The 11614-nt window shown below is 61.9% G+C and carries 8 protein-coding genes; 4 read left to right on the top strand and 4 right to left on the bottom strand.

The annotated features are described in order from the left end of the window. Nucleotides 1-154: 154 nt before the first annotated feature. Together AC1DVE_RS30750 and codA are read left to right on the top strand one after the other, a co-directional pair. The gene (locus tag AC1DVE_RS30750) at nt 155-976 is read left to right on the top strand and encodes an alpha/beta fold hydrolase (protein WP_223453709.1); all 822 of its coding nucleotides are present in this window, start codon (nt 155-157) and stop codon (nt 974-976) included. 191 nt (nt 977-1167) lie between these two features. Beyond that, nucleotides 1168-2412: a cytosine deaminase gene (gene codA / locus AC1DVE_RS30745; protein WP_223461428.1), complete on the top strand. Its 1245-nt coding sequence runs from the start codon at nt 1168-1170 to the stop codon at nt 2410-2412. 119 nt (nt 2413-2531) lie between these two features. Here codA and AC1DVE_RS30740 read toward each other — a convergent pair whose 3' ends face one another. After that, nucleotides 2532-3524, bottom strand: coding sequence for a diaminopimelate epimerase (locus AC1DVE_RS30740; protein WP_223543556.1), 993 nt, complete (start codon nt 3522-3524; stop codon nt 2532-2534). A 165-nt stretch (nt 3525-3689) separates the two neighbouring features. On the opposite strand from AC1DVE_RS30740, the gene AC1DVE_RS30735 reads away from it, so the two are divergent. Further along, a complete protein-coding gene (locus AC1DVE_RS30735; RefSeq protein ID WP_223461432.1) occupies nt 3690-4841 on the top strand; it encodes an MFS transporter in 1152 nt (383 codons plus the stop codon). 151 nt (nt 4842-4992) lie between these two features. Here the strand turns inward: AC1DVE_RS30735 and AC1DVE_RS30730 are convergent, their stop codons facing one another. The 3 genes from AC1DVE_RS30730 to AC1DVE_RS30720 all read right to left on the bottom strand — a co-directional run bounded on the left by AC1DVE_RS30730 (nt 4993) and on the right by AC1DVE_RS30720 (nt 9039). After that, complete coding sequence (locus AC1DVE_RS30730; protein WP_223461434.1) at nt 4993-7416, bottom strand: TonB-dependent siderophore receptor; 2424 nt, start codon at nt 7414-7416, stop codon at nt 4993-4995. Between the two features lie 98 nt (nt 7417-7514). Then, a complete protein-coding gene (locus tag AC1DVE_RS30725; protein WP_223461436.1) occupies nt 7515-8498 on the bottom strand; it encodes a FecR family protein in 984 nt (327 codons plus the stop codon). Between the two features lie 40 nt (nt 8499-8538). Next, nucleotides 8539-9039: a sigma-70 family RNA polymerase sigma factor gene (locus AC1DVE_RS30720; RefSeq protein ID WP_223533935.1), complete on the bottom strand. Its 501-nt coding sequence runs from the start codon at nt 9037-9039 to the stop codon at nt 8539-8541. Between the two features lie 233 nt (nt 9040-9272). Here AC1DVE_RS30720 and tynA point away from each other — a divergent pair, with 233 nt between their 5' ends. After that, nucleotides 9273-11561, top strand: a complete 2289-nt coding sequence (tynA, locus tag AC1DVE_RS30715) for a primary-amine oxidase (RefSeq protein ID WP_223461439.1) — start codon at nt 9273-9275, stop codon at nt 11559-11561. Nucleotides 11562-11614: the final 53 nt, after the last annotated feature.

The raw sequence follows: 11614 nt of genomic DNA, 5'->3' as shown, positions 1-11614 counted from the left end.
CAGCCACCATCAAGGTGCCAGAAAAACCGCCTTCGCGAGCAAGCCCGCTCCCACAAGGGAATGCGTTTCGTCAGTCGATCAAGCAAGCCACCTTCAAAGGTGGTTTTTTTATGCCTATGCTTTTTGCCTCTTCCCCCGCCAAGAGGACAAGCCCATGACTGACTGGCCGCTGGATCAAGCCTTTGACTTCAACGGACATCAGGTACGCTACGCCGTGCGCGGCGACGGCCCGCCGCTGGTGCTCGTGCATGGCACGCCCTTTTCTTCTTTCGTGTGGCACCGGATCGCGCCGTATTTCACGACGACTCACCGCGTCCACTACTTCGATCTGCTGGGCTATGGGCAGTCCGCACAACCCGACGACGATGTCTCGCTCGGCGTGCAAAACCAGTTGTTGGCGCAGTTGCTGGAGCATTGGCGCCTGGATCGCCCCGACGTGGTGGCCCACGACTTCGGCGGTGCCACGGCGCTACGCGCGCATCTGCTCAACGGCAAGGATTACCGCAGCCTGACGCTGATCGACCCGGTGGCGCTGACGCCCTGGGGTTCGCCGTTCGTGCAGCATGTGCGCCAGCATGAAGCTGCGTTCAGCGGACTGCCCGATTACATCCAGCAAGCGATTGTGCCGGCTTACATCCGCGGGGCGATCAAGCGGGAAATCCCGGACCACGAACTCGCGCCGTACGTAAAGCCGTGGCTGGGGGATCCGGGGCAAGCGGCGTTCTACCGGCAGATCGCGCAGATGGACGAGCGCTATACCTGCGAGGCCGAGGGCCTGTACCCGACGATTCGCTGCCCGGTGCAGATTCTCTGGGGTGAAGACGACCAGTGGATTCCCATCGAACGCGGGCAGGCGCTGCATCGGATGATTCCCGGATCGCAGTTTTATCCGATACCCAACGCCGGTCATCTGGTTCAGGAAGACGCACCCGAAGCCATAGTCGCGGCGCTGCTGCGGTTTTTGCCCCTGCAGTAATCTTCCTGAACAAACCCAATCCCCTGTGGGAGCGAGCCTGCTCGCGATGACGGTGGCACATTCAGCACCAAGGTGACCGACACTCCGCCATCGCGAGCAGGCTCGCTCCCACATTTTGAACTGGCGGGAATCGCCGCCTCCGAGCTAACGTAAGGGTATCGCCTAAACGATTCGCCAAAAGGATCTGCCCGATGCACATCATCAATGCCCGTCTGCGCAACCAGGAAGGCCTGCATGAGTTGTACCTGGAAAACGGCCTGATCAGCAGCATCGGCCGCCAGATCGAAGCCCCGACCCTGGGCCCTGGCGATCTGGACGCCGGTGGCAAACTGGTGGTGCCGCCCTTTGTCGAGCCGCACATCCACCTCGATGCAACCCTGACCGCCGGCGAGCCGCGCTGGAACATGAGCGGCACGCTGTTCGAAGGCATCGAATGCTGGAGCGAGCGCAAGGCGACCATCACGAAGGAAGACACCAAGGCTCGGGCCAAGAAAACCATCCAGACCCTCGCCGCCCACGGCATCCAGCATGTGCGCACCCACGTCGACGTCACCGACCCGCAACTGACCGCACTCAAGGCCATGCTCGAAGTGCGCGAGGAAAGCCGGCACCTGGTCGACCTGCAAATCGTCGCATTCCCCCAGGAAGGCATCGAGTCCTACCGCAATGGTCGCGAATTGATGGAAGAAGCCATCCGCATGGGCGCGGACGTGGTGGGAGGCATTCCGCATTTCGAATACACCCGCGATCAGGGTGTCAGCTCGGTGAAGTTCCTCATGGACCTGGCCGAACGCAGCGGTTGCCTGGTGGACGTGCATTGCGACGAAACCGACGATCCGCATTCACGCTTTCTCGAAGTGCTCGCCGAAGAGGCCCGCAGCCGCGACATGGGTTCGCGGGTCACGGCCAGCCACACCACGGCCATGGGCTCCTACGACAATGCCTACTGCGCCAAACTGTTTCGCTTGCTCGGGCATTCGGGGATCAGCTTTGTCTCCTGCCCCACCGAAAGCATCCACCTGCAAGGTCGCTTCGACACCTTCCCGAAACGCCGGGGCGTGACCCGGGTCAACGAGTTGCTGGAGGCGGGCATGAACGTGTGCTTCGGCCAGGACTCGATCGTCGACCCGTGGTATCCGCTGGGCAACGGCAACATTTTGCGGGTGCTCGAAGCCGGCCTGCACATCTGCCACATGCTCGGTTATCGCAACCTGCAAAGCGCGCTGGATCTGGTGACGGACAATAGCGCCAAAGCCATGAACCTCGGCGATCGCTACGGCCTGGAGCGCGGGCGGCCGGCGAACCTGCTGATTCTGTCGGCGGAGAGTGATTACGAGGTGATCCGCAGCCAGGGGTTGCCGCTGTACTCGGTGCGCGATGGCAAGGTGTTGATGAAGCGGACGATGCCGGTGGTGGAGTTCAGTGGGCTGAGCTGAGTCTGGTGTTGACTGGTCTGGCCTCTTCGCGAGCAAGCCCGCTCCCACAATTGACCGAGTTGTCCAGACAAACGCGGTTAAATGTGGGAGCGGGCTTGCTCGCGAAGGCTATTTTGAAGTCAATCGATTAACCGAGCCGTACCAAACAGACTGACCCGACTCAATTCCCCGTGCTCCTCTTCCAGCAAGATCGGCGCCGTGCCACCCGGCATCGTCACCTTCACCTCCCCGGCGCTGACCCAACCTGCCCGCCAGGCCGCACAGGCCACCGCGCTGGCGCTGGTCCCCGACGACTCCGTCGGCCCCTCGCCCCGCTCGAATACCCGCGCGGCGATGTGTCCTTCGGACAGGCGCATTGCCCATTGCAGATTGATCCCCGCCGGACAAGGTTTGCCTGCACCGACCGGCATGGCGTAGGCGATTCGCGTCAGCCCCTCACCCAGCGCCGGCTCACGCATCTGCTCGTTGCTCGGCAGATCCCCGGCACTTTCCACCAGCGTCACGCAATGGGGATTGCCGACCCGCGCGAACTGACTGCGCGACCATGCGCTATTGAGTGCCGACAATTGTTCAACGTGGCTGAGCTCACGACCATTCAACAGCACCGTTTTAACGCCGACAGCACTGACTGCCGACGGCCCGAATCCCGGCTGGCCCAGATCGAGCCAGAAACCCTTCACGCCATCGACCTCTGCGGCTTTCACTGAAGTCTGCCCCGGCGAAGGCGTATCAGCCTTGTCGTGGTGAACCCTGAGCAGACAGGCTTCTTTCTGCGGCAACAGCCCTTGATCACTGAGGGCCTGGGAAAAAATCGTCAGCCCGTTGCCACTGCGCTCGGCCAAGGTACCGTCGGTGTTGACGATCAACAGATCAAAGGGCGGCGACGACTGAAACGGTCCGACCAGCAAACCGTCGCTACGATGATCCTTGCTGCCGGACGGTTGAGTGCCTGGGGCCCAACTGCAGCAAACTTCGATCGCGGCTATCGCCCAGGCTTCGAGGGTTTGCGCTGCCTGGCTGGCCTGACCGGGCAGGTCGATGCCCTGGCGGCGCAGTTCTTCAGGCGCTACCACGATGTAAATGTTGCCCCGTGCATCGTACCGCTGCGCCATGGCGCCCTCCGCGAGTCATTGGAATGGCTCAACATATCGCGAAAAACAGCGGCACTGTGCAAGGATGTCGCCCTGTTTGACCGTAAAACTTTCCGGGCACTGATCGAACCCTCACAGGCCGGTCACTGTCCGTTGAGGACGCAACGCTTTTTGCCAAGGATTGTTATGACCAGCCTCAACAGCCAGACCACTTTCGTTCCCGGCCGCCTGTTACAGATGTCCACGCGCATCGCCTTTTTCATCGCCGGGTTCGGCATCGCTGCGTGGGCGCCGCTGGTGCCCTATGCCAAGGCCCGGGCCGGACTGGATGAAGGCACCCTGGGATTACTGCTGCTGTGCCTGGGGGTGGGTTCGATCCTGGCGATGCCGGTGGCCGGGATCCTGTCCACACGTTTCGGCTGCCGGCGGGTGACGGCCGGCGGGACCCTGCTGATCTGTGCCGCCCTGCCGCTGCTGGCGACGGTGTCGTCGATTCCGGCGCTGATCGCCGCGTTGTTCATGTTCGGCGCGGGGCTCGGCACCGTGGACTCGACGGTCAACCTGCAAGCGGTGATCGTCGAGCGTGCCAGCGGCAAAAACATGATGTCGGGGTTCCATGGCCTGTTCAGCCTGGGCGGAATTGTCGGTGCGGCGGGTGTCAGCGGCTTGCTTGGCCTGGGTATTTCACCCCTGGGGGCCACGCTGGTGGTGATCGTGTTGCTGCTGATCGCACTGGCCAAGGCCGTGCCGCATCTGTTGCCCTACGGCAGCGAGCGTTCGGGACCGGCGTTCGCGGTGCCCCATGGCATCGTCCTGTTCATCGGTGGCATGTGCTTCATCGTGTTCCTCGCCGAAGGCGCGGCGCTGGACTGGAGCGCGGTGTTCCTGACGCAGGAGCGTGGCATCGACACGGCGTATGCGGGGCTTGGTTATGCGGCGTTTGCCCTGACCATGACGGCCGGGCGTTTGACCGGTGACAAAATCGTGCGACGGCTGGGCGCGACACGGGTGATTGTGTTCGGCGGGCTGACGGCCGCCGCAGGCTTGTTTCTGGCGACGTTCGCACCGAGCTGGGAGGCTGCGCTGGTGGGTTATGCGCTGCTGGGGGCCGGTTGTTCGAACATTGTGCCGGTGCTGTACACCGCGGTCGGCAAGCAAACTGTCATGCCCGAAAGCATCGCCGTGCCGGCCATTACCACCCTGGGTTATGCGGGCATCCTGGCAGGCCCCGCCGTCATCGGCTTCGTCGCCCATGGCAGCAGCCTGAGCTTTGCCTTTGCCTTGATGGCGGTGTTGCTGGTGGCGGTGGCCATTGGCGGGAGAGTGTTGAAGGTCTGAAAAGCTTCCACCGGTAAGCCCCGAACCCAATGTGGGAGCGGCGGTGCGGCGATCCGACTTGCTCGCGAAGAGACCGTGCCAGTCGCCATCAATGTTGACTGTCAGACCGCTTTCGCGAGCAAGCCCGCTCCCACAGGTTGCTCGGTGTTTATCAGAACCCGACACTGGCCTGCACAAAGAACGTGCGCAGCGCACCGACGTACATGCCCGAGTTGTTGTCGCTGGAGCGGGTGAAGTACTGCTTGTCGAAGACGTTTTTCACCCCCGCCCCCAGTTTCAGGTTCGACACCTGCGGGCCGAAGTCATAGCCACTACGCACGTTCCAGGTCACGTAACCCGGGATGTCGCCGAACTGGCCGTCGGCGGTGCCTTCGGTGATGTAGTTGCCGTTGAAGCTGCCATCGGCGTTCACGCCGGTGCCCGGCGAGCGCTGCTTGGACTGGGCGAACGCATCGAGGTTCCAGGTCCAGCGGTTGATGTCGTAGCGCAGGCCGGCAGTGGCCACCTGACGAGAGTAGAACGGCAGGTCACGGCCCTTGAAGCCCGGTATCTCACCTTCGTTGGTGGCACGGGTGTAGGTAAAACCGGCGTTGGCGGTCAAGCCGTCAAGGCGTGGGTCCAGCGCAGCCAGATCGTAGTGCACCGAGGTTTCGATACCCTGGTGCTTGGTCGCGCCGAGGTTGGTCCAGCCCACATCGTTGCTGATGTATTGCAGTTCGTCGTCGAAGTCGATGTAGAACAGCGTCACTTCGCCACCCCATACGTCATCGTTGTAGCGCGTACCGATTTCGTAGGTCTTGGCCTTTTCCGGCTCCAGGCCGTTGGCGGGCTCATTACCGATACCGCCCTGCCCCAGCTGGAAATACTGCAGCGCGCCGAACGAGGTTTCGTAGTTGGCGAACAATTTCCAGGCATCGGACATGTGATACATCACGCTCAGGGCCGGCAGCGGCTCGTTGCTTTCGATGCTGCGTTTTTTCTCCGGCACCCGTTTACCGGCGTTATCGAGCACCGGGCGGTCGTGCCAATCAGTGCTGATGTGCTCGAAGCGAATACCCGGGGTGACGGTCCAGTTGCCGACGTCGATCTTGTTGTCGACGTAGACCGAATTGGCCTCGGTTCCACCGGTGCGTTCCTGATAGACATGGCCGTCCGCCCCCGGACGCACGACCGGCTGGTTGTTGACCAGCGCCACTCGGCTGGCCTCTTCGTGCATGGCTTCCTTGAGATAGCGATAACCGACGCTGACTTCCTGGGTAGTCGGGCCCACATCAAACACATGGGACACCCGTGGTTCGATACCGAAGGTGTAGTAGCTGCGTGGATAGGAGTTGAGTGTGCTCAGGTCCCGGGAGGCGATGGTGCTGCCACGAAAACTGTCGGTGTAGTAGGTCAGCACTTCGGCCTGGGTGCGATCGTCGATCTGCCGCGCCCACTTGAACGACACATCCTTGCGGCGGCCGCTGAAGTTGTCGTAGTCGCGCACCGACTGGAACGGGTCGGCGTCGTACTGCGCCTGGTTCAGGCCGCCGGGCATGTCGGCCTTGGCGTCGTAGTAGTGGAAATTGAGGCTGAAATCGTCGACATCGGTTGGTGCCCAATGGGTCTTGAGGATCACGTCGTCGATGTCGTTTCCGTTGTTGCTTTCACGGTAACCGTTGCCGTTCACCCCGGAGTACAACAGCGCCACGCCCATGCCGTTGTCGGCGGTGCCGCCCATGAACGCAGTGTCGATGTGCTTCCAGCCACCGTGCTGGGAGGTTTCCAGGGTGGTGCCGATTTCAGCCGAGGCTTTTTCCGGGATCGCGCGGGTCACGAAGTTGATCACGCCGCCGACGTTTTGTGGTCCGTAACGCACGGAGCCGGCACCGCGTACCACGTCGATGCTGTCGAGGTTGCCGGAGGAAATCGGCGCCATGGACAGTTGCGGTTGACCGTAAGGCGCGAACGCTGCCGGGATGCCGTCGATCAGCACGGTGGAGCGAGGCGACAGGCGCGAAGTCAGGCCGCGCACGCCGACGTTCAGGGAAATGTCGCTGCCACCGGTGCCGTTGGCGTCCTGCACTTGCACGCCCGGGACGCGTTTCAACACCTCGCCGACGTTCATCGCACCTTGCTCGACCATGGCTTCGCGGCGCACCACCGTTCGTGCGCCGGGGTGGTTCTGCACCACGGCGGCATCGGCATCACCGAGCCAGTCGCCGACCACCTTGATGTCAGTCACGCCCAGTTCCAGTGGGCCGTTGGCCGCCGAAGTCGGCGCCGGCATCAACGTCACTGAACCTTCATCGATCTGGTATTGCAGGCCGCTGCCTTGCAGCAACTGGCGCAGTGCGTCTTCCGGGGAAAGGTTGCCATCCACCGCCGGGGCTTGCTTGCCGGCGACCAGCTCAGGGCTGAAAAACACCTGAAGCGAGGTTTGCTGGCCCAATTGACTCAGGGCCTGTCCCAAAGGTTGCGCCGGGATGCGGATGCCGTCGGCAGCGAAGGCCTGGGGCAACGCAATATTGACTGCCAGCGCGAGGGCCAGCGGCAACCAGGGGAGTTTGTTGTTTTTAGCGGTGGAGTTTTTCACGTCGAACGTAATCCTGTGGATCGCAAGAGTGTGCGTTTGTTAATGCAAACCAGTTGCAGTTGAACAGGAAGACGATGAACTCGAAAAAAACCTGAATTTTATTTTGAAATTATTTCCTGGCTGCCGTCGCCTAGGGTGCGCACGGCCACCGGCAGGATGCTCGGCAAGGCCTTGAGCAGCGCGTCGGTGTTGTCGGATTTGAACACGCTGGTCAGGCGCAGATCGCCCACCGCTGCACTGGCGACCTTGAGCGGCTTCTCGCGATAGCGCGAGACCTGCTCGGCGACATCGGCCAGGCTGGCGTTGTTGAACACCAGTTTGCCGCTGCGCCAGGCGGTCATTTCCGCCGGGTTGACAGCATAGGCGGCGGCAACTTTGCCCTGGGCATCGACGTGGGTGCCAAGGCCTGCCGTCAGATTGATGAAATCGTTATCGGCGGCGTCGCGCCCTTGGACCTTGACGGTGCCCTGCTCCACCACCACCCGGGTTTCGCTGGCGCCATGGCGTACGTCGAATCGGGTGCCGGTAACCGTGACCTTGCCGCTGCCCGCCGCGACAACAAAGGGGCGGCTGGTGTCGTGTTCGACGCTGAACATCGCTTCGCCTTCGCTGAGCTCAACGTGGCGTTGGCCCTTTTCAAAGCGCACCTGGATCCGGCTGCGGCTGTCCAGATCCACCACCGAGCCGTCCGGCAACGCCACATGACGGCGCTCATTCAGGGCTGTTGAAAACTCGGCGGTGTAAGGCGCCGGATGATTCAGGCCGCTGAACAAGCCCAGGCCAAGCGCTACCGCGAGCATGCTGGCGGCCACCGCATAGCGCAGCACCGGACGAGGTTTTTTCAGGGTTGGCGGGGTTTCACACAGGGCGCGCAAACGCGTCGCCGGCACCAGGTCGGCGGCGCTCCACAAGCCCTGGAGCACTTCGAATTCGTTTCGGTGTTGAGGGTGTTCGTCCAGCCAGGCCTGGAACTGGCGCCGCACTTCGACATCGACGACAGGCTCCTGCAAGCGCACAAACCACTGCGCCGCGTCATCGCGAACCGCTGTTTGCCCGCACGCGCAATCACGAGTATCCATCATGGAAGTTCCTGTTGGGCTGGGGAGGAAAAGGCGCGGCCGGTCATGACTGCAACCCGTCCAGGCGATCGCGCAGGTGCCGAAGCGTGCGGATCATATACTTTTCCACCATGTTCCTGGACAGCCCCAGGCGTTCGGCGATTTCTGCCTGGGTCAGGCCCTCGATTTTCTGCCAGACAAAAACCTTGCGGCAGTTGACCGGCAACTCGGTGAGCGCCCGTTCGATGGAATCCGCCAGCTGGATCGCGTGCATGAAATGCTCCGGGTCGCCGGTCGGCGACTCACTGAGATCAATCGCCTCTGACTCCATGGCACCCCGCCGGTCCTCGCGCCGATAACCATCCACGGCGATGTTGCGCGCGGTCTGGTGCAAATACGCCCGAGGCAGCTGCACCACCGCCGAATCGGACTCAAGCACCCGCACAAAGGTGTCGTGGGCCAAGTCCTCGGCCTGCTGACGATTCCTCAGGCGACGGGTCCAGGTACCAACCAACTCTTCGTAATGCTCGAAAAAGCCGTGTCTGCGGGGCAGCTTGAGGGTCATTGCGGCGTGCTGTGGAGACGGGGCGTGAATAGTAATGCTTCCTATTAACTTGAAGCAATGGTTTGCGCCCCTCTGGCCGGGCACTTTGTCCGCTTGCCATTGTGCATTTCGTCAGGAAAGCTCAATTGCGGCACAGAACCAAAGAAATCTGGCAGGCATTCAAATGCAGCCATTGACGGGTTGTAACAAAGTGCAGAAATGCCCGTAACCGGATTTTCCCCAGGAATTCCCACATGTTCAGCCCCAAAGCATCGCCCAAAAGAACACCGCTTGCCCGCCTCGCCCTGGCGATCACCTTGAGCGCCCTAGGTCTACCTTTCTGGGCGGGCAATGCCCAGGCCCACGGCGGTCACGCCGACATGGTGCCGCTGCAAGCGGGTCTTGAGGAGTTTGGCGCCACGGTGAAATGGGACGATTACGCCAATCTGTTCACCATCGCCAAGGACGGGGTCTACCTAAAGGTCAAGCCCAACAGCAAAGTGGCGATGCTCAACGGCAAGCGTATCGAGCTGACGGTGCCAGTGGTCTTCAAGGACCATACGGCGTTCATGCCCAAGGACTTTATCAACCAGGTGTTCCAGTCCGGGCTGGACAAGACCTTCGTCGTCGAGACCCGCCCTAACCCGCTCAACCCCCTGAGCGCTGCCGAAATCACCACCGCCGTGGACATCGTCAGGAAGTCGGAAAACTACAAGCCCGGTTTCCGCTTCACTGAAGTCTCGGTCAAGGAGCCGCCGAAGGATCAGGTGTGGAACTTCGTCTTCACCGGGCAGAACGTCGCTCAGCCGCGTGAGGCCTCGATCGTGGTGCTCGACGGCAAGCATGTGATCGAAGCCCTGGTGGACCTCGACACCAAAGCACTCAAGTCCTGGAAGCCGATCGAAGGCGCCCACGGCATGGTCCTGCTGGACGATTTCGCTACGGTGCAAACCGCCGTCGAGACCAGCCCGGAATACGCCCAGGCCCTGGCCAAGCGCGGCATCAATGACGTGAAGAAGGTCGTGGCCACGCCCCTGACTGTCGGTTACTTCGACGGCAAGGACGGCCTGGCGCAGGACAAGCGCCTGCTGAAAATCGTCAGCTACCTCAACACCGGTGACGGCAACTACTGGGCCCACCCGATCGAGGGCCTGGTGGCGATTGTCGACCTGGAACAGAAGAAGCTGATCAAGATCGAAGACGAAGCGCTCATTCCGGTGCCGATGAAACCGACGCCGTATGACGGTCGCGGACGCCAGGGCGTCGCAGTCAAACCGCTGGAAATCATCGAGCCCGAGGGCAAGAACTACACCATCAGCGGCAACAGCATTCACTGGCAGAACTGGGACTTCCACGTTCGCCTCGATTCGCGGGTCGGCCCGATCCTGTCCACCGTCACCTACGACGACAAGGGCAAGAAACGCAAGATCATGTACGAAGGCTCGCTGGGCGGCATGATCGTGCCTTACGGTGACCCGGACGTCGGCTGGTACTTCAAGGCCTACCTCGACTCCGGCGACTACGGCATGGGCACCCTGACTTCACCGATTGCCCGTGGCAAAGACGCGCCGCAAAACGCCGTGCTGCTGGACGCGACCATCGCCGACTACACCGGCGCACCGACCGCGATCCCGCGCGCCATGGCGGTGTTCGAGCGCTACGCCGGCCCCGAATACAAACACCAGGAAATGGGCCAGCCCAACCTCAGTACCGAGCGTCGTGAACTGGTGGTGCGCTGGATCAGCACCGTGGGCAACTACGACTACATCTTCGACTGGGTCTTCCAGCAGAACGGCACCATCGGCATCGACGCCGGCGCCACCGGCATCGAAGCGGTCAAGGGTGTGAAATCGAAAACCATGCACGAAGACACCGCCAGGGAAGACACGCGCTACGGCACCCTGCTGGACCACAACATCGTCGGCACCACGCACCAGCACATCTACAACTTCCGTCTCGACATGGACGTGGACGGCGAGCAGAACTCACTGGTGGAAGTGAACCCGGTGGTGCTACCGAACGACCGTGGCGGCCCGCGCACCAGCACCATGCAGACCGAAACCAGAGTGGTCGGCACCGAGCAACAGGCGGCGCAGAAATTCGACCCGTCGACCGTTCGCCTGCTGACCAACTCCAGCAAGGAGAACAAGGTCGGCAACCCGGTTTCCTATCAGCTGATTCCTTATGCCGGCGGCACGCACCCAGTGGCCAAGGGCGCCAACTTCGGCCAGGACGAATGGCTCTACCATCGCCTGAGTTTCATGGACAAGCAGTTGTGGGTGACGCAATACAACCCAGAGGAAAAGTACCCGGAAGGCAAGTACCCGAACCGCTCGGACAAGGACTCGGGCCTGGGGCAGTTCACCCAGGACAACCACTCCATCGAGAACACCGACGATGTGGTCTGGCTGACCACCGGCACCACCCACATCGCCCGCGCCGAAGAGTGGCCGATCATGCCGACCGAGTGGGTGCATGTGCTGCTCAAGCCGTGGAACTTCTTCGATGAAACGCCGACCTTGAACCTCAGCACACCGAAGTAAGGCGCACAAAAACCTGTGGGAGCGGGCTTGCTCGCGAATGCGGTGTGTCAGTC

The organism is Pseudomonas sp. P4_B4, from assembly GCF_056402255.1.
The sequence above is the reverse complement of the archived record's forward strand: the minus strand, read 5'-3'. Positions and strand labels throughout refer to the sequence as shown.